Source organism: Paenibacillus sp. FSL H8-0317 (assembly GCF_045040685.1).
GTDB lineage: Bacteria > Bacillota > Bacilli > Paenibacillales > Paenibacillaceae > Paenibacillus.
Genome location: NZ_CP150294.1, coordinates 6,152,979 through 6,173,397, shown reverse-complemented (window position 1 = coordinate 6,173,397; position 20,419 = coordinate 6,152,979). Strand labels below are relative to the sequence as shown.

Genomic DNA, 20,419 nt, shown 5'->3' with positions numbered 1-20,419 from the left:
GGGTGGATGTGTAACAATCACTTAAGCGGATATGCCATAAACAGGTTATATGAATATCAATAGATGGTTAAAGCCGTTGTCCTCCGGGACAGCGGCTTTTTATCTTTTTGAACACGCATGTATGACTATCCATTGAAAAAAGCCCATTTACAAATGTGGATCACAGGCATATACTGATTAAAAGTTGTATTGGGTAAAAATAATTGCATAAGCACAAAAATGATTATCATTCTCATTCGAGATTATTGCAAAATCATTCACAAAACCATGCTGCTGCGGGACTCCCGCAGCAGCATGTGTCATTTTTAGGGCATTAACAATGGCTCTCATTCTCAATACAACTTCATCTCTGGAAGCGGAACTGAGCACATTCACTATCCGCAAACCTACCATCGAAAGGAACGTGATTCATATGCAAGCGATACATCAACCTTTACACAGACAGAAACAAGCAGAACAATGCTCATCCCAAACACCAGGTCCCAATCGGGGCAAGAAGCCTGATTTTCGAGCCATGATACAGAATAAAGAGATGCAATCAGCATTGGGCAGCGGGCTGTTGATGCTGATTGCCTGGGGAACTGCACCGTATTTTGCTACCTTATCCATCATGCTCTACATTGTGGCGTATGCCGTTGGCGGTTGGACCAAAGCGAAGGAAGGCATCGAGACACTGGTCAAGGACCGTGATCTGGATGTAAACCTGCTGATGATTGCCGCATCCCTTGGGGCAGCAGCCATCGGTTACTGGAATGAAGGAGCGATGCTGATCTTTATTTTTGCACTCAGTGGTGCGTTGGAAAGTTATGCGACAGAGCGCAGTCATAAGGATATCTCATCGTTGCTGGCGCTCAAGCCAGAGACTGCAATGCGTATTGAGGACGGACAGATGAACCTTGTGGCTATTGATGATCTGCAGCCGGGTGATCTGCTGTTGGTCAAACCGGGAGAACTTATCCCAGCAGATGGTGTCGTGTACCGGGGGAGTTCTTTTATCAATCAGTCGTCCATCACGGGAGAATCCCTGCCTGTGGACAAAGTTGTGGGGGATGAGGTCTACGCAGGTACGGTAAACGGGGAGGGTGCCTTATATGTAGAGGTCACAAAATCGGCTGAAGGGTCACTGTTTGGCAAAATCATTAAAATGGTGGAAGAAGCACAGGCAGAAGTGCCGGATTCCCAGCGTTTCATGGAGCGGTTTGAAGGAATATACGCACGCATTGTTGTAGGGGTGACTTTACTTGTGATTGCAGGAACTCCACTACTGCTTGGCTGGACATGGAATGAGGCATTTTATAAAGCGATGGTGTTTCTGGTTGTTGCTTCGCCTTGTGCATTGGTGTCTTCGATCATGCCTGTCATGCTGTCCGCGATGTCCAGTAGCGCCCGTCGTGGCATTCTCTTCAAGGGTGGTGCCCATATGGAGAATATGGCTCGCACGCGGGTCGTGGCTTTTGACAAAACAGGTACATTGACCATGGGCACCCCACAAGTGACCGATATTATTACGGCTGAACATGTAGATCGTGCTCAGCTCTTAGCTGCGGTAGCGGCGATTGAGAACCTCTCCATGCATCCTTTGGCTCGTGCCATCGTAGATCAGGCGAACAAGGAGAATATTACACTTCAGGAAGCGGAACACGTACAGGCTCTAACAGGCTGGGGCATCGAAGGAACTGTGAACGATGTGGTCTGGAGCATTGGTAAAACAGATGTACTGGGATCAATGCAGCCAGAGGAGATGAAAGATAGCAACGTTGATGATCCAGATGGACATGGTGCTAACCATATGAAGGTATCTTCTAAGTGGGACGATGTATGCTCCCGTCTTGAAGGGGAGGGGAAAACCGTATCCGCTGTTATGGCTGATAGTGAATTAGTCGGGCTGATCGCGATGCGGGACACGGTACGGCCACAGGCAGCAGCTGCAGTGAAAAAGCTTGAAGCGATGGGTGTAAAAGTTGCCATGTTAACAGGAGATCGAGCCAGATCAGCTTCTGTAATTGCGCGTGAAACTGGAGTAAGCATGGTCTATGCAGACTTGCTGCCTGGAGATAAAGTGAAGCAGGTCCAAGCGCTCCGCAAACAGTATGGTCCAGTGTTAATGGTAGGGGATGGTGTCAATGATGCACCGGCACTTGCAGCAGCTACTGTGGGTATGGGGATGGGATTGTCCGGCAGCGGAACTGCACTGGAGGTCGCTGATGCGGTACTCATGAACGATAACATTGAAGAGATCGCTTGGGTGATTGGGCAAGCCCGGCGAGCTCAGCGTACGGTGAAACAGAATATGTGTTTTGCCATCACCGTTATTCTGGCCTTAATTGCTGGGAACTTCCTCCAAGACGTCGCATTGCCTCTGGGTGTGGTAGGTCATGAAGGAAGTACAATTCTGGTTATTCTGAATGGGCTTAGGCTGCTACGGTAATGAGATTTGAAGAGGAAAATGAGTAATTGGTTTCGCAGGTAGTATGCGGCTGGTTTAACAGCTTACGTTTGAACCTTGGGTCAGTGGGCAATGATTCGAAGGGACGATTCGAGGATAAAGAGAGCTGTGAAATATGGGACGTTATGTACAAGTGGAACCAAATGTAAAAGTATATGTTGAAGATATTGGCGAAGGCACCCCGGTTGTCTTTTTGCGTGGCTGGCCTGTTAATTATAAAATGTTTGAATACCAATTGAACGTACTGCCGAACCATGGCATTCGTGCCATCGCGATAGATTTTAGAGGATATGGCTTATCGGATAAGCCTTCAACAGGATAAGATTATGATCGCATGGCAGACGATGTTCGTGCCGTTATTGATGATCTGGAGCTGAAAGACGCGGTACTCGCAGGATTATCTACGGGTGGAGCGATCGCAGTACATTACATGGCCCCCCATAAGGGGCATGGTGTCTCCAAGCTGGCCTTGTTATCTGCGGCAGCACCTGTGTTCACACAGCGTGAAGGTTATCCGTATGGATTGACTCCAGAGCAGCTGAACGAGCAGATCATTGAGCCGATCTTTGCAGATCGTCCGAAGTTACTGGAGACGTTTGGCGGCATGTTCTTTGCGAAGAAACACAGCCAGCCATTCATGGGTTGGTTCCACGCCCTCGGCATGGAAGCTTCATCTTATGGTACCATTCGCAGTGCAATTGCGCTGCGGGACGAGGACTTGCGAGGTGACCTGAGTTCAATCCAGATGCCAACTGCCATTTTGCACGGGAAAAAAGGTGAGATCTGTCCGTTTGAGTTCGCCGAGCAGATGCACCAAGGCATCGCTTCGTCTCAACTGATTGCTTTTGAAGAGAGCGGTCATGGTGCATTCTATGATGAATTGGAAAAATTCAAATCGGAACTGATTCGTTTCATCCAATCCTGATCAGGAAAAGGCATATTGCCTCTGACAGACGATCCCAGTAATTTCATGGAATCTTCATTTGTGGCTAAACAAAGAACCCGGTCGACAGTCTTGGACTGTTCGCTCGGGTTCTTTAGTCTTCAGTTAAAACAGTTCGGTCAGACCAATCATCGTGATGAGCCCGAGCAAAAAAGACATCGTCGCCACACGTGCATTACCATCACCGTGACTCTCAGGGATAAGTTCCTTATAAACAATGAACATCATCGCACCGGCTGCAAAGGCCAGACCATAAGGCACAAGCCCAGCTACGAGACTGCTCAAGGTGTAACCAATCATAGCTGTAATAATCTCTACCGCTCCGGTCAGGGTGGCAATACCCAGCGCTTTGAAGCGGCCAATGTTCTGGTTCACGAGAAAGAGGGCCACCAAGAATCCTTCCGGTGCATTCTGCAATCCGATGGAAAAGGCAATGAGATTGCCCAGGCTCTCATCTGAGCTTGCATAGCTGACACCAACGGATAACCCTTCCGGCAGGTTATGCATGGTGATGGCTGCAATAATCATGAAGGCTTTGGTTTCAATTTTAAAAGGCATTTTCTCGGGATTCTCCAGATCGACGTGTGGAATCTTCATCTCCAGCACCAGTAGAACCAGGCTACCAAGCAAAATACCAAATGCGAGTACAAAAAGATTTGATTGGCCAAGTGCTTCCGGAATGAGGTTATACACTGAAGCCGAGGTCATAATACCTGCAGCGTAGGCCAGCAAGATATCACGCAGACGGTGTGATATTTTGCGCATAAATAAAATCGGTACGGCCCCTAGGCCGGTAGACATGGCTGATATAAAACTGCCAATGAGTGCATCGTTCATGCTTCCATTTTCCCTCCTGATGAAGACTTCTTCATAATCGCTGCCGAGCATTGACACCGTACATAAAAGAGATCATAATGAACAACAGATTAGAATGATTATAAATTAGAATTCCGTTTCTGCATAGGATAATTCTCATTTCGCAGGCAGGACTTGTGGACATGATATGGGCTTTTCGTTCTAGTGTATGCAAAAGCCTAAGCTTTTGATGCTCGAGGGCCTAACCTTTTTGCAGAACCCGGGGGAGGAACTATACATGTATAAATCAATTATTATTGGAACAGGCCCTGCAGGGCTGACAGCAGCAATCTATCTGGCACGTGCCAACTTGAACCCACTCGTTATTGAAGGACCACAACCTGGTGGCCAACTGACAACAACGACTGAAGTGGAGAACTTCCCAGGTTTCCCTGATGGGATTATGGGTCCTGAACTGATGGACAACATGCGTAAACAAGCTGAGCGCTTCGGTGCTGAATTCCGCACAGGCTGGGTGAACAACATCGACATGAGCGAGCGTCCATTCAAGATTCAAGTTGAAGGTATGGGTGAACTCGTATCGGAAACATTGATCCTGTCTACAGGCGCATCTGCTAAATACCTCGGTATCCCTGGCGAAGAAACAAATGTAGGCCGCGGTGTCAGCACATGTGCAACATGTGATGGATTCTTCTTCCGTAACAAAGAAATCATCGTCATCGGCGGTGGTGACTCTGCTCTTGAGGAAGCAAGCTTCCTGTCCCGTTTCGGTTCCAAAGTAACGTTGGTACACCGTCGTGAAGAACTGCGTGGCTCCAAAATCATGCAGGATCGTGCACGCAGCAACGAAAAAGTAGAAATGGCTTTGAACCGTACACCACTCGAAGTACTTGCTGGCGACAACGGCGTAACCGGACTGAAAGTGTTGAACAATGAAACAGGTGAAGAAGAAGTGATTCCGGCAAGCGGCGTATTCGTAGCGATCGGTCACACACCAAACACTGGTTTCCTTGGCGGACAGATCACTACGGACGAACACGGTTATATCCTGACTACACCAGGTACATCCGAGACAAACATCCCAGGCGTGTTCGCATGTGGTGACGTACAGGATACACGTTACAAACAAGCGATTACAGCTGCAGGTAGCGGATGTATGGCTGCCATGGACACAGAGAAATACATTGAGAGCTTGGAGCACAGCGCAGTTGTTCTGTAATAGAATGAGCTGATCCCAACCAAACTATAGATTAATATAAAACCATATGAGGTGAATTAAACATGGAAAACGTAATTGTATATACATCAACGAACTGCCCGAACTGCAAATCCGTAAAAACGTTCCTGGCTGACAAAGGTATCTCTTATGAAGAGCGCAACATCGAAACTAGCGATGAATATGCACAACAAGTATGGGATATGGGCGTACGCGCCGTGCCATTGACTGTCATTGGTGAACATCGCATTCTGGGTATGAACAAAACCCAATTTGCCAAAGCATTGGACGCTTAAATCAGGCTGATTATCTGAATCATCATGTGTTGAAAGAAATTTTCGATTCATATGCAATTCCGGTTTTCGCGAGCCGTTAGGATATAGAAAGAACCGTACCCGGAAGGGTACGGTTTTTTGTGCAAACGCAGAATATGATCTAGAAAAAAATACTCATGAAAGTCTGAAATACAACATACACCAGCAATCCTGACAGCATGTACATGAAACCAGCCTTCTTTTTGCTCTGGAACAATCGGAGTATGCCAAGGCTGAACAAGGGCGCAAGCACAATCAGGAACAGGAGTACGGTGACAAACATTTGCGCCGAGATATCTGAAGTATCCACGTAGGTCACGCTTTTTTTCACTCCGTTTCGTTATCGGAATTAACACAGCTTGATTCACACAGCCATGACAAAAATCACATAACCCCATTATACATCTGGATTTCTTTAACAAAAAGGGAGGAAATGGGGCGAAATGATGTCAATTTTCATCTGTTATTAGACAGACACCCTAATTTTTCCTAAAAACTGGGATATCGCAGAGTAAGCGGCACCAACGCGGGTGGAACGGCTGCCCAGAGCTGCCCATTCAATCTGCAAACTGCGGCGGTGATAAGGTAATGTACGTTCCTCGACAACTTGTTTTAACGCTGTTTCAATCCAGGGACCTGCTTCAGAGAGCGGACCGCCAATGATAATACGTTCCGGGTTGAAACTGTTAACGATATTGGTAATGCCAATCCCCAGTTTGCGCCCAATCGTGTTGTATAATTCCTGAACAGCCTCGTGGCCTTGCTCGGCATAATGAATAAGATCGCGTGTAGTATGAGCAGGTAATTTTAGCTGATGATCCGGGTGCTCGTAAGCTTTTTCCGATGCGTATAACTCCCAGCAACCACGATTACCACAGGAGCAGGGCAGACCTTCCGCTTCAATGGACATATGGCCTGTTTCTCCTGCGTAGCCCCACGCGCCTTTGTATAATTCACCATCTACCATGATGCCTGAACCAATCCCCATGCCTGCACTGATGTAGATCATGTGACGGACACCGATACCTGCCCCAAAATTCAACTCTCCATGGGCACCAGCATTGGCTTCATTATCGATGGTTACTGGTAGTCTAAATTCTTCTTCAAGAGTGGAGCGAAGAGCTACCTTCTCCCACCCCAGATTGGGTGCAAACAGGACCGTCCCTGCCTCATCGACCATGCCGGGTACTCCGATGCCAATGCCAATGACACCGTGAGGCGAAGGAGGAGCTGCTTCAATGAGCTGTTTTGCTGCCAATTTCAATTGCTCCAGTACAGAGGACACGTCATGATGTTCCAAGGTCATTGCGTACTCTGTCATGATGTGTCCTTCCAGATCTGTTAGCACGCCTTTCAAATGAGTCACACTGAGTTCCAGACCGACTGCATAGCCTGATGTCCCTCGAAACAGCAGCATGAGTGGTTTACGTCCGCCGCTGGATTCACCAGGGCCAATCTCCTGCACCAGGTCATCACTGATCAGATCAGCAACCAGATTGGATACCGTTGCTTTGTTCAGCCCCGTAACCTCGGACACTCGCGCACGAGAAAGAGGGGCATGGCGCCGGATCGTATCCAGAACGATCGACTTGTTTATTTTTTTGACCAGCATCTGGTCTCCGGTAATTTTCATATGGTTAAGGCACTCCTATTCTTCTGATAAAAGGGTTCTGACCCACATCCGAAACAAGTTATTCGACTATTATAGCGTAAACAAACATGTAAAAAACAATTTTATTTTACTTTGTTTAACCAATAGACAAAGTAAATTCGATGTGATAGGATAACGGTGTAAACGATTTCTTAAAACTATTGAGGAGGCATTTTACACATGGCCTATTTTGAATCCGTTAATAAAATTGCATTTGAAGGTAAAGATTCCAAGAATCCTTTTGCTTTTAAACATTATAATCCGGAAGAAGTGGTAGCCGGCAAATCGATGGAAGAACATTTCCGTTTTGGCATGGCTTACTGGCATACATTAACTGCAGGCGGCAGTGACCCGTTCGGTGCGGAGACAGCTGTTCGTTCGTGGGATAAATACTCGGGTCTGGACCTCGCGAAAGTACGCGTGGAAGCGGCATTTGAATTTTTGGAAAAAATGAATCTCCCGTTCTTCTGTTTCCACGATGTGGACATTGCACCAGAAGGCAACAACCTGCGTGAGTTCTACAGCAACATTGATACAATCGTTGATCTGATTGAAGATCATATGAAATCCAGCGGCAAAAAACTGCTCTGGAACACGGCAAACATGTTCTCGAACCCACGCTTCATGTTTGGTGCAGCATCCACTTGCAACGCAGACGTGTATGCTCACGCTGCAGCACAGATCAAAAAAGGTCTGGAAGTGGGTAAACGCCTGGGCGCTGAAAACTATGTATTCTGGGGCGGTCGTGAAGGTTACGACACATTGCTGAACACAGACATGCAACTGGAGCAAGACAACATTGCTCGCATGTTCCACATGGCTGTAGACTACGCGAAGGAAATTGGCTTTGACGCACAATTCCTGATCGAGCCTAAACCAAAAGAGCCAACAAAACACCAATATGATTATGATGCAGCAACTTCCATTGCTTTCTTGCAAAAATACGGTTTGGACAAACACTTCAAACTTAACCTGGAAGCGAACCATGCTACACTGGCTGGTCATACATTCGATCACGAAATCCGCGTTGCTCGTACAAACGGCATGCTCGGTTCCCTCGATGCGAACCAAGGCGACATGTTGATCGGTTGGGATACGGATGAGTTCCCGGTTGATATGTACGATGCTACGTTGACAATGTATGAAGTATTGAAAAACGGCGGTATCGGCCGTGGTGGTGTGAACTTTGACGCGAAAGTACGTCGTGGTTCCTTCGAAGCAGACGATCTGTTCCTGGCACACATCGCAGGTATGGACACGTATGCAAAAGGTCTGAAAGTAGCAGCGAAGTTGATTGAAGATCGTGTATTCGATGACTTCATCGAAAAACGTTACAGCAGCTTCAGCGAAGGTATTGGCGCAGATGTGGTTGCAGGTAAAGCGACACTGGCTTCCCTTGCTGAGTATGCACTCAACAACGAAAGCCCACGCAAAAATCAATCCGGACGTCAGGAATTGCTGAGAGCACAACTTAACCAGTACATCCTGGCTGACTAATAGCGCATAAGGCAGGGTTGGTGCACGTCGGCCACCGATGGTTATTCAACTCATATGTGTTGGACATTAGTATCCAAGCTTGCCTATGCACAAGATTAGCTTGTACCATGGAACGCCTGAACAAGCATGACATTCGGACCGTCCCCGACTTTCCCTTGGGAAGACGGGGGCGGTTTTTTGGTTAAACAAACAACACGATTTTTAAGATTTTTGATATAAATGTTTCTTTAAGATGGTGCATGCAGAACGAAGTGAGCAGAAAGGACCCGAGGAAGCGGAGCGTGCGCATTTATCACCGGATTTCTCCCTTGCTAAAGGGTATAAAGGAAATCCGGGGGTAACGGCGATCTGAGGGTTTTCTGATCACGAAGTGACCATATGAGCATCAAGGATTTCATTTATAACCAATGACGAATCAAGGTCATTGGATCAATCTTTTCGCTATAAGAACGAGTACGTTTTACTCGTTTCATATCCATGTGTGTCCAGTATCATGCATGCAAAACGGAGTGAGCAGAAAGGACCCGAGGAAGCAAAGCGGTCGCATTTATCCCCGGATTTCACCCTTGTTAAAGGATATAAAGGAAATCTGGGGGTAACGGCGATCTGAGGGTTTTCTGATCACGGAGTGACCACATGAGCATCAAGGGTTTCATTTATACAGTCCTGTTACAAACGAGAGGAGTTAACCTATGAGTTACGTAATCGGCGTCGATCTTGGAACCAGTGCGGTCAAAACCGTGTTGGTCAATCGTGAAGGTAAAGTGGCATTTGAAGCATCCGAGGCATACCCGTTGTACCAGCCCAAGGCTGGATACAGCGAACAAAATCCCGAAGATTGGGTAGAGCAGACGATTGTTTCCTTGCGCAAGTTGCTGGAAGTGTCTGGCGTGCAGCCTTCGGAAATCGAGGGGTTGAGCTTCTCCGGTCAGATGCACGGACTGGTGTTGGTGGATGCAGAAGGTAAACCGCTGCGAAATGCAATCCTGTGGAACGATACACGCACAACGGCGCAGTGCCGCCGGATCGAAAAAGTACTGGACGGCAAGCTGTTAAGCATTGCCCGGAACCGTGCACTGGAAGGCTTTACCTTGCCGAAAATTCTGTGGGTTCAGGAGAACGAGCCTGAATTGTTACAGCAAGCATCCTTGTTCCTGCTGCCAAAAGACTATGTGCGTTATCGCCTGACGGGTGATTATGCTATGGATTATTCCGATGCAGCGGGAACTTTGCTGCTGGACGTTGCAGGCAAGCAGTGGAGCAACGAGATTGCAGATGCATTCGACCTGCCAATCTCCCTATGTCCACGTCTTGTGGAATCGTTTGAGGAAGTGGGCACGTTGCTACCTGAGATTGCGGATCAAACGGGTCTGGCGGCTGCGACGAAAGTATACGCAGGTGGTGCGGATAATGCTTGCGGTGCGATTGGCGCAGGTATTCTGAGTGAAGGACAGACGATGTGCAGCATCGGAACTTCCGGGGTTGTGCTTTCCTACGAAGAGCGTAAAGATCTCGACTTCGAAGGCAAAGTACACTTTTTTAATCACGGGGAGAAAGATGCCTTCTATATTATGGGTGTAACACTTGCCGCAGGATACAGCTTGTCCTGGTTCAAGGATACGTTTGCAGCGGACAAATCGTTTGATGTGCTCTTGCAGGGCATTGATCAGATTCCGGCGGGCAGCAACGGATTGTTGTTCACACCATATATCGTTGGGGAGCGTACACCTCATCCGGATGCGAATATCCGTGGCAGCTTCATCGGTATGGATGCAGGACATAAGCTGGAGCACTTTGGACATGCGGTGATGGAGGGCATTACCTTCTCGCTGCGCGAGTCCATTGATATTCTGCGTGGTGCAGGCAAAACCGTCAATGAAGTCATCTCCATTGGTGGTGGTGCTAAGAACGAAGCCTGGTTGCAAATGCAGGCTGATGTCTTTAACGCCACGATTGTGAAGCTGGAGAGCGAACAGGGTCCTGCGATGGGTGCAGCGATGCTGGCTGCCTATGGCTGTGGCTGGTTCCCGTCCTTGCAAGAATGTGCAACAGCGTTTATTCGTCCAGCGAAGTCCTATGAGCCGAACCCGGAAACGGTTGCCGTCTATGATGGACTGTTCGCACTGTACCAGGAAGTCTATGGACAGACTCGTAGTCTCAATGATCGTTTGGCTGAATACCGTTAATTCATTTATTTCACTACATTAATCTTATGATTACATTTACAAGCATCCGCGAAGGCGGGTGCTTTTTTGTCGTTCATCAAGATTAACCCCATGAAAGGTTTCTTTGGCCTGCATATCCGCATTCCGGCTCTGCATAGATTGGAAATAGAGGATTGTGATTCGTCCAGGCATCGTGTGTCCGACATTTTAATAGGTAGAAGCTTGAGCATGGGGGTGAAGTTTTGGATGGACATGAGGAACATGGAAGACCACATATTACCTTGTCGATGATCGTTCGTAATGAAGAGAATCGTTATCTCAGGCAGGCACTGGAGAGACATCGTCCCTGGATTGATCGCGCAGTAATCATTGATGACGGAAGCACGGATGGAACGGTCGCGCTGTGCAGGGAACTTCTGGACGGTATTCCACTCGTATTAGTGGAGAACGCTGCTTCACGTTTTGCAGACGAGGTAAGCCTAAGAAAACAACAATGGGAAGAGACGGTGGGAACCGATCCGGAGTGGATTTTGAATTTGGATGCAGATGAGATTCTAACCAGTGACTTTGGGGTGGTACGGGATCTGCTGCTCAGTGGCAATGAAGATGCGATCTATTTCAGATTGTTTGATATGTGGAGTGAGACGCATTACCGGGAAGATGAGTTCTGGCAGGCGCATGCCTATTATCGGCCATTTCTGATTCGATATCACCCGGGGATGAGCTATGAATGGAAGGAGACACCCCAGCACTGTGGTCGTTTTCCGTTAACGATCCAGCATTGGTCCTATGGATGTCATGCTCCCCGGGTGAAGCACTTTGGTTGGGCGCGGGAAGAAGACCGTATACGTAAGTATGAACGCTATCAAGCACTGGACCCTGAAGCAAGATACGGTTGGAAGGAACAGTACGAATCGATATTGGATCAAGAGCCACGACTGTTGGCATGGTTCGAATAAGGAGAGGGGGAGTGAGTACATTGAAGAAAGACCCTTTACGCAAATCGCAAGAAGAATCCCAACCTCAAATAGAGCCGAATTCACATGAGAAAGATAATCAGAAAGAGAATCAAAGAGAGGAGCAACCTGAGAGCCAGAAAGAGAGCCAGAGTAATCATCGACCGCCCAGACGTTCTGATCAATCGCAGGAAACCCATCAATCGGAAAAGCTTGAAGAGCTTAGCCAGGAAAGAATACTGATCGCCAGCCCGGTTCGCCAGACCACTCCGGTGCTCCGTGAATTTCTGGATTCACTGCATGCACTGGAACGAACCACAGTGAAGACGGATTATCTGTTTGTTGACGATAACGTGGAAGAAGCCGCATCGAATATATTGCGTGAATTTGTGCTTCAGCATGAAGGGACGGTTATTCAAGCAGATGAACAGGGCAGTGGTAGTTCTGACAACAAAGGGGTGTACAGCAAAGATGAGGGGGGACACTATTGGCAGGATGAGCAGATTTGGCGTGTAGCCGGTTTGAAAAATCGCATATTGCAATATGCACGCGACAATCACTACGATGCGGTTTTCCTGATTGATTCTGACTTGGTGCTGCATCCGCGGACGCTGGAGCAACTTGTATCGAGTGGCAAAGACATTGTATCCAATATCTTTTGGACCCGCTGGCAGCCGGATGCCAGGGAAATGCCGCAGGTATGGCTGCAAGATGAGTATGCTTTGTTTCGCCGCGGTGGCAAAACATTAGACGGAACCGAGACGGAGGACGAGGGCACGCAAACGACTGCTTTTCTAACTCAGCTACGGATCCCGGGTTGTTATGAAGTTGGAGGGCTGGGGGCATGTACCCTTATTCGCAAAAATGTTCTGGCAGCTGGAGTTTCATATGACCAGATTCCCAATGTATCCTTCTGGGGCGAAGATCGTCATTTCTGCATCCGTGCTCAGGCACTGGGTTTTCGTTTATTCGTCGATACTCATCTCCCGGCGTACCACATCTATCGTTTGTCCGAACTGCCGGGGGTATCTGCATTTAATCGCAGGGCCAGACGAGGGGAGGAGACGATCAGTATTACCTTGTGTATGATTGTGAAAAATGAAGAAGCTTCCCTCGCCAGATGTCTGGACTCGGTCAACGGCATTGCCGATGAGATTGTAATCGTGGATACCGGTTCGACGGATCGTACTCGTCAGATCGCTTCCAGATATACGGATCGTATCGTTGATTTTGAATGGGTGGATGACTTTGCAGCAGCACGAAACTTTGCCTTCGATCAGGCGAAGAGTGAATATATTCTGTGGCTGGATGCCGACGATGTGTTCGAACCGGAAGATCGGGCGAAACTGATCGCCTTGAAACGTTCGCTCGACCCGGATGTTGATAGTGTCACAATGGATTATAATCTGTCATTCACAGCAGATGGCAAGGTAGCCTACAGCCTGCGCCGGAATCGTCTGGTCCGTCGGGATCGGCAATTTCGCTGGATTGGCGCGGTCCATGAATATCTGGCTGTAGCGGGCAATCTGCTGCATAGTGATATAGCGGTTACCCACAAGAAAGATAAGGTGTATACCGATCGTAATCTGCGGATTTATCGCAAAAGGGAACAGGCCGGAGAGGAATTCGGGCCGCGTGACTTGTACTATTTCGGTAATGAGCTGAAGGACCATGGACAGCATGAGGATGCGGTGAAGTACTATGAGAAGTTTCTGGATACCGGACTGGGCTGGGTGGAAGATCAGATTGCTGCTTGCCAGAAAATTGCGGATTGTGAAGCTGCACTTGAACGTCCGGAGCAGGAAGTCACGGCGTTGTTCCGATCATTTGCCTATGATTTGCCAAGAGCCGAGATTTGCTGTCGATTGGGTGGTTATTTTGCCGACCGTGAAGATTATCGCAAGGCCTTGTTCTGGTATGAACAGGCGACTTGTGCTGTACGTCCTGATGATCCTATGGTAGTGCTGAATGAAGCAGCCTGGACCTGGATGCCGCATCTGCAACTATGTGTGTGTTATGACCGGATGGGTAACCGTGCCAAGGCCCGGGAACATAATGATATCGCACTCGCCTATCATCCAACACATCCGAGCATGTTATATAACGATCGATACTTTAAAGATTTGGAGAAGGATAACGTGTTGGAAAATGCCTAGTATTTTCGGCCGAAATCTGCCTCTTTCGTGGAGTTAATGGGTGAATCAGCCCATGTTCCATGGAGAGGTTTTTTGCATTGTGATAAAAGTACATCATAGAGTTGGTGACAGACGCATTCACATTGAAAAATGGATTAATGTATTTCATCCAGGGGAGGATATGCTTTACAATAATGAATAACGGAAAAGCGGTGACCATGATTGCCTGTCTTCGGCTGCCGAATTGATGAAGCAAGGGGAACTGGATATGAATCTGACAGAAGTTCTATTGGAGTCGAGGCTGGTCGCGATTGTACGCGGTATAAGCCGTGAAGCGGCAGTAACAGCTGGACAAGGTATGACAGGTGGTGGAATCCGACTGATGGAAGTCACACTGAATACACCTGGAGCACATGATATTATTGCAGACTGGCGTGGGCGGCATGAAGGAAAAGCTTTTGTTGGAGCGGGTACGGTACTAAATGTGCAGATGGCGAAGGAAGCAGTTGCTGCAGGAGCACAATTTCTGGTGTCTCCCAATGTCGATCTGTCTGTCGTTGAATATGCTGTAGAACATGGTGTCGAGATCTGGCCTGGAGCCATGACACCTACGGAGATTGTCGCTGCCCATGAAGCGGGAGCACGAGTTGTAAAGCTGTTTCCGATGGCGAGTCTGGGCATACCGTATCTGCGGGAGATAAAAGCTCCACTGAATCATATTCCACTGCTGGCAACAGGTGGTGCCACACTGGAGAATATTGCTGACTACTATGCAGCAGGCGCTGCTGCAGTGGGTCTGGGAAGTGCACTTTTACCACGAGAAGCTCTTGTAGCAGGAGATCATGAGCAGCTTGCAGCATGTGCACGAAGATTTGTGGAAGCAGCTAAAGCCTAGAATTTTAACGTCAGATGAAGGATATGTATATTTGGGTATATATATGATGGTTCCTTTAAATTAGTTGTTGGATCAATCTTTATCATAAAAACCCATGTCGTTTAACGTGCCGTTCACTCTATTGTTTTATGATGGATGTATGCCAGAATTCGGAGAGGAGAGATGCCCTGTGAAAGCTAAAACAATGATAGGCGGCATGCTCGCCGTGGCCGCAGTAACGGCAGGTGGATTATGGAAGGCAGCGGTAAAGAGCCAGACACCTAAGAAGATTCCAATCACACTAACACCCCCAATGCCATTTGAGGATGTGACCTTTGACAGTGGGGGTGGTCGCGTGCATGGCTGGTTCATTCCGGCCAGAGCGGACATTCCGAAGCCATGGCCGCTCGTTATTATTGCACATGGCTGGGGCTCCAATCGCTCCCGTGTTCTTCGTTATGCACGGCCGATCTGGGAAGCAGGATATGCCCTGTTTATGTATGATGTCCGCAGCCACGGAGCCAGTGATCCGGTTCGTGCTGCATCTGCCTATTTGTTCCGGGATGATCTGCTGGCGGCATTGCAGTATACGACCGCACGACCGGAGATCGATCCGGATGCCATCGGTGTGCTTGGACATTCTTTGGGCGGACTGGGCACGATTCTTGCGGTGACGGAAGGCATTCCTGTATCAGCAGTGATTACGGACTCGATGCCATCGCAATTTGAAGTAATCGTCAGTTCAGAGTTGAGACGCCGACGTCTGCCCTTGTTTCCACTGGCCCAGTTAATTCCGAGAATCTGGTTCTGGCGACTGGGTGAATCTCTGAAATCTTATCGTCAGCGTGATCCGGTGATGATGCTGAACGAACGGCGCAGGGGGATGCAACTGCCAATGCTTATGGTGCACTCCAAGGGGGATAATTTCATTCCCCCGAGTGAGCTTGAATATTTTATGTCCAAAGCCGATCCGCCTGTTGAACATCTATGGGTCAACAGCGGAGGACACAGTTGTTCCGAGGAAGATCCCGCCTTCTGGGACAACGTTATTCCCTTTTTGAAAACCCATGTCCAAGGTCGGTCAAAGTCAAACGATTCCACTATTGCGAGCAGTTAAACCAGGTAGAATCAGGCCTACATAAGAGTGCAGGCTAACAAAGAGAACGCCAACGTGGTTGGCGTTTTTTTGCTGTTATGAGCAATATGCAGAAATTCACATTTGTAAAATTGCCCCGAAAACGACCATTAAAAAGGAAGCTTATGGTATCATAGGATAGACTGGCAATATTCATGCGAGGTTATTTGCTATGCATCTTTGTATGAAATTGAAGGGAGAGGTCCAGATTTGAGTTTGAATTGGAAGTTTAATGTACGTTTCAAAATGTTCACAGCGAAAGCTGCAACGGCAGCGATGGCAACACTGTTACTTGCTTCGCAAACACCAGGTTTTGCAGGCAGTGCATCAGCCGCGCAAGCAGAACAGTTGACTGAAGCGACAACGGGGGAAAATGAACAACTAGACGCAACGAGCAATGACGTGCCCGAGGGAGCAAAAATCTCATCCAGGCAAGCCAGTGAAAATATACTGAAGCTATTTCCTTTGTTAAAGAAAGCAACGATCTCATCTGCACGATTCGATTCACCTAATTCTTATCCACCGCCAGACTACAAGGCATGGGAGATCGGGTTCCAGATTACGCAAGGCAATCATACGTCAGGATTCAATGCAACCGTACATGCAGGCACAGGGGAAGTGTTAAGTGTACATTTGCCGTCGGATGTCATGGATAAATATGTCACGGCATCGGATGTTAAGCTAACCAAAGCTGAAGCCGAAGAGAAGGCCGTGAACCTGTTGTACCAAGCCATTCCAGGTCTGAAAGATACAGAGTATGCTCCGCTTGGAGATCTGTATTCTTCTATTGAACAACAGTCATTATTCGGCAGAACAGAGTATCGATACGGTTACCAGTTGAAGCATGACGGGTTATTATCTGACGCAGAGACAGTCTACATAAATGTGGATGAAAGTGGTTTGGTGACAGGTTACTCACGAGGTACTACCTCAGCTAAGTATCCTTCATCGAAACCGGCAGCTTCGGAAGAGAAGGCGAGACAGCAGTTTGAAGAACAGTTCGATGTGGAGCTGGCCTATATCTCCAAAGATCGTCTGTCTTCCAAACAAGGTCAGCAGTATTATCTTGGCTACACACCAAAGACTATCAGTATCGTTCCGATTGAAGCCAATACGTTGGAACGGATTAATACATTAACCGGTAAAGCTGTAGATGAAGATTCTTTGCAGCAGGATACGAAGCTGAAAGGCGATGTAACTCCGTTTGTCCCGGCCAATGGTACGAGGTTAAATGTACAGCAGGCCGCCAATCGGGTGGCTACGAACTTTGATATTCCCAAGGGTTACAAGCTGGAGCACAGCCAGTTAAGCAAGGGATTATATGCAAGCCCGAACAATCAGGTATGGAGTCTTAGCTGGAGCGATCGAAGTGCCAATATGTCCTATATGTTCATGCGGGATATCTCAGCACAGGTAGATGCAGTTACTGGACAGATCTACAGTTATACGATGATGCAACGAATGGGACCACAGATGGAGCAGGAGAAGACAACTGAAGAGAAGGCAGGCAAAGGGGTAACCCGAAAGCAGGCTGAGAAACTGGCGATGGACACGGTCATTGCGTTAGTTCCAGATGCAACGGAACAGTTCCACCTATCTAACGTTATTGAGGTAGATGATGCGCGTACCTTTATGTTCCAGCGTTATCTGAACGGAATTCCGGTTAAGGATGATACGGCACAAGTACAGGTGCTGAACAACGGAACGATTAACGAATTCTATACGCGTATTGCCGCAACGCCTGAACAACTGCCAGCAGAGAAAGAGCCAGCCATTAGTTACGAAGAGGCAAGGGCAATCTATCTGAAAGAGTTCAAGCTGGTTCTGGCGTACTCTCGTTACGGTGGATGGGGTATGAACAGCGGTGAAGTCATCCCGGTGGGAGTTAACCTAGCTTATATGCCTACACGAGATGAAAATTCGATCTATGGCAACTATGAAGTGCTGGATGCTAACACAGGAAAATGGATGTTGTTATACGGGGATACAAGCTCTGCAACCAAGGCGGATCCTACGGATATTTCCGGTCATGTCGCCGAAGCAGCTCTACGCAATATGACACAGCATGGCGTATTGCTTGCGGATGAACAGGGACGCGTATTCCCGGATCGTGTGATCACCCGGGGAGATTGGTTTAACTATCTGGCAAGAGCGATTAATCCAAATATGGATCTGTACTACAGTGGTGACGGAGATGACAAGTTATACGCTGATGTGACACCTGACAGCCCGTATTATAAGGCAGTTCGGGCATTAATCGATCAGCGCTGGCTTGCCGGAGCGGACCCTGAACAGAATTTGAATCCGCAGGAAGAGATGACACGTGAAGAATTGGCAGTGCTGCTTGTACGTATTTTACGCTATGAGAAGCTGGCCGGATTCTATACGTTGCCATCAGATCTTCCCAACATTGCGGATGCCAGTGCCATTACGAGTAAGGGAGCGGTTTCCCTGAGTCTGAAGCTGGGATTGCTTCCTTCGATTGAAGGACGATTCATGCCTGCACGAAAAGTGACGGTAGCTGAAGCGTCACAGGTATTGGAACGGCTGGCGAAGCTTCAAGGTAAAACAGATACGTTTATGAGTGGTAATCGCCTGTATTAGACGAGGAATTACTCATATCGTGCCCAAGCGGATCATAGGATGAAAATAACGGGTAATCGTGATTGATTGAACTGAAGATCAAAGGGACCTTCCATAGAAGGTCTCTTTTGATTTAATTTTTACAAAAATTATATCATTTTAACTAACATTTACACGATAACGGAGAGGTCAGAAATAACTTGAGGAAGCGAAGCGTGCGCCTTTATCACCGGATTTTTCCTTTTGAACAAAGGATCAAAAAAATCTGGGGATAACAGCGATCGGAAAGTTGTTCTGACCTCGGAGTGTTAGTGTAAATATTCTTTAGTTGAAATGATATAGAAGAATGACGACAGAGCCTTTTGTGATACAATAGGGCGTGAGAACTTTGCAAAGAAGGGTGGGTTCCTTTCATGGGTAAGAACGGGAAACGAATTATCACCATACTGCTGGCAGGCTGTCTGATTGCTGTAGCATTACCACGTACGGTTGATCTGGATCAACTATACGCTGCATCAGGAACATCAGATATATCCACGGCAACAGATTTGCGCCAGACCTTGCTTACCGCAATGTCACAGCGAACGGAGGAACTTGTTTTTACATACAAAGGCAATGTGAAAGGCCTCAAAAAACAATTACAAACCTCCATCGATGAGGCAATGAAGAGTGACCCTTATATCCAATATACCGTTAAAAGTTATGCATTCAATTATAAAGGCTCCAATGTGTCGGCCGAGGTGCATGTGACGCTCTCCTATCGGGAGACCAAGGAGCAGACCGATTATGTGAATCGTAAAGTCACAAACGTGTTGAAAGAAATCATCAAACCCGGCATGACGGATCATGAGAAGGTCAAGGTCATTCATGACTGGATTGTGCTTAACCTTTCCTACGATACCTCTCTGAAGAAATATACGGCCTATGACGGGCTTGTTACAGGCAGTACCGTCTGTCAGGGATATTCACTGTTGGCATATCGGATGCTGGAGCGAGTAGGTATCGATAACCGGATTGTGGAAGGTACAGCGGGCGGGCAGCTTCATGCCTGGAATATTGTGAACCTGGACGGCAAGTGGTATCACATGGACACCACCTGGGATGATCCTACCCCTGACCGCAAAGGTAAGGTGAGCCACAGCTATTATTTGCTGAGTGATGATGAGATGGCACGTGACCATATCTGGACAGGCAAAAGCAAGTACCCCGCTGCGCCAGCCCCATATCGAGAAGCTTTATTAAAGCTGGTGAAGGCCGGAGATAGCAAAAAAGCCGCATATCAGAAGCTGTACCACGCTCTGGACTATTCCCTGTATGATGAACAGGATGCCGTCAAAGGCCATGCTGCGCTGAGGACCAAAGTTCAGAGTAAGCTGAAGGAAGGCGGAACCTCGCTGACATTCAGGTACAAGGGTACGGAGGCTGGACTGATTGAAGATTTGCAGGATTTGTACCAGCTTGGCATGAAATCGATATCTTATTATGTGTCCAAAATGGAAGGTACTACGGATTTGCGCGTCAAAATTAACTGGACACTATAACAACCGTTTGAACAGGATGCTCCGCTTGAGGAGTGTCCTTTTTTTGTCGTGTTTTGTCTAAAATAACGATAATTTGGAGAATGTCTATTTTTTATATATGTCTCTTTGCTATTCTAATCTTCGGCGTATGCCAACACTACGTACGAG

At 47.7% G+C, this 20,419-nt stretch carries 14 protein-coding genes and 1 pseudogene; 12 read left to right on the top strand and 3 right to left on the bottom strand.

Annotation, left to right across the window (positions count from 1 at the left end):
* Nucleotides 1-412: 412 nt before the first annotated feature.
* Both MHB43_RS27745 and MHB43_RS27740 read left to right on the top strand, forming a co-directional pair.
* Complete coding sequence (locus MHB43_RS27745) at nucleotides 413-2,428, top strand: heavy metal translocating P-type ATPase (RefSeq protein WP_405132479.1); 2,016 nt, start codon at nucleotides 413-415, stop codon at nucleotides 2,426-2,428.
* Nucleotides 2,429-2,561: 133 nt separating this feature from the next.
* Nucleotides 2,562-3,371 (top strand): annotated as a pseudogene (locus MHB43_RS27740) (alpha/beta fold hydrolase).
* A gap of 123 nt (nucleotides 3,372-3,494) precedes the next feature.
* On the opposite strand, the gene MHB43_RS27735 reads toward MHB43_RS27740, so the two are convergent.
* Entirely contained in the window at nucleotides 3,495-4,226 is a 732-nt protein-coding gene (locus MHB43_RS27735) for a ZIP family metal transporter (RefSeq protein ID WP_221820769.1), read from the bottom strand.
* A gap of 256 nt (nucleotides 4,227-4,482) precedes the next feature.
* Here MHB43_RS27735 and trxB point away from each other — a divergent pair, with 256 nt between their 5' ends.
* Nucleotides 4,483-5,424, top strand: coding sequence for a thioredoxin-disulfide reductase (gene trxB / locus MHB43_RS27730; protein ID WP_036668032.1), 942 nt, complete (start codon nucleotides 4,483-4,485; stop codon nucleotides 5,422-5,424).
* 62 nt (nucleotides 5,425-5,486) lie between these two features.
* Nucleotides 5,487-5,717, top strand: a complete 231-nt coding sequence (locus tag MHB43_RS27725) for a glutaredoxin family protein (protein WP_076212704.1) — start codon at nucleotides 5,487-5,489, stop codon at nucleotides 5,715-5,717.
* 139 nt (nucleotides 5,718-5,856) lie between these two features.
* Here MHB43_RS27725 and MHB43_RS27720 read toward each other — a convergent pair whose 3' ends face one another.
* Both MHB43_RS27720 and MHB43_RS27715 read right to left on the bottom strand, forming a co-directional pair.
* On the bottom strand, nucleotides 5,857-6,054 hold the full coding sequence (locus MHB43_RS27720; protein WP_017692236.1) for a hypothetical protein: 198 nt from the start codon (nucleotides 6,052-6,054) through the stop codon (nucleotides 5,857-5,859).
* Nucleotides 6,055-6,201: 147 nt separating this feature from the next.
* Nucleotides 6,202-7,368 carry an ROK family protein gene (locus tag MHB43_RS27715; protein WP_339179462.1) on the bottom strand — a complete coding sequence of 389 codons (1,167 nt, stop codon included), beginning with the start codon at nucleotides 7,366-7,368 and terminating at the stop codon, nucleotides 6,202-6,204.
* A 198-nt stretch (nucleotides 7,369-7,566) separates the two neighbouring features.
* Between MHB43_RS27715 and xylA the strand changes: the two genes are divergently transcribed.
* The 8 genes from xylA to MHB43_RS27675 all read left to right on the top strand — a co-directional run bounded on the left by xylA (nucleotide 7,567) and on the right by MHB43_RS27675 (nucleotide 20,272).
* Entirely contained in the window at nucleotides 7,567-8,883 is a 1,317-nt protein-coding gene (gene xylA / locus MHB43_RS27710; RefSeq protein WP_036606941.1) for a xylose isomerase, read from the top strand.
* A 692-nt stretch (nucleotides 8,884-9,575) separates the two neighbouring features.
* Nucleotides 9,576-11,069 (top strand): xylulokinase, encoded by a 1,494-nt coding sequence (gene xylB / locus MHB43_RS27705; protein WP_339179459.1) that lies wholly within the window; start codon nucleotides 9,576-9,578, stop codon nucleotides 11,067-11,069.
* 221 nt (nucleotides 11,070-11,290) lie between these two features.
* Nucleotides 11,291-12,007: a glycosyltransferase family 2 protein gene (locus MHB43_RS27700; protein ID WP_339179457.1), complete on the top strand. Its 717-nt coding sequence runs from the start codon at nucleotides 11,291-11,293 to the stop codon at nucleotides 12,005-12,007.
* Nucleotides 12,008-13,089: 1,082 nt separating this feature from the next.
* Nucleotides 13,090-14,160, top strand: coding sequence for a glycosyltransferase (locus MHB43_RS27695; RefSeq protein ID WP_405132478.1), 1,071 nt, complete (start codon nucleotides 13,090-13,092; stop codon nucleotides 14,158-14,160).
* Nucleotides 14,161-14,407: 247 nt separating this feature from the next.
* A complete protein-coding gene (locus MHB43_RS27690) occupies nucleotides 14,408-15,034 on the top strand; it encodes a bifunctional 4-hydroxy-2-oxoglutarate aldolase/2-dehydro-3-deoxy-phosphogluconate aldolase (protein ID WP_339185455.1) in 627 nt (208 codons plus the stop codon).
* 169 nt (nucleotides 15,035-15,203) lie between these two features.
* A complete protein-coding gene (locus tag MHB43_RS27685; protein WP_339179452.1) occupies nucleotides 15,204-16,130 on the top strand; it encodes an alpha/beta fold hydrolase in 927 nt (308 codons plus the stop codon).
* 228 nt (nucleotides 16,131-16,358) lie between these two features.
* A complete protein-coding gene (locus MHB43_RS27680) occupies nucleotides 16,359-18,752 on the top strand; it encodes an S-layer homology domain-containing protein (protein ID WP_339179450.1) in 2,394 nt (797 codons plus the stop codon).
* 392 nt (nucleotides 18,753-19,144) lie between these two features.
* Nucleotides 19,145-20,272 carry a transglutaminase domain-containing protein gene (locus tag MHB43_RS27675; RefSeq protein ID WP_339179448.1) on the top strand — a complete coding sequence of 376 codons (1,128 nt, stop codon included), beginning with the start codon at nucleotides 19,145-19,147 and terminating at the stop codon, nucleotides 20,270-20,272.
* Nucleotides 20,273-20,419 lie beyond the last annotated feature (147 nt).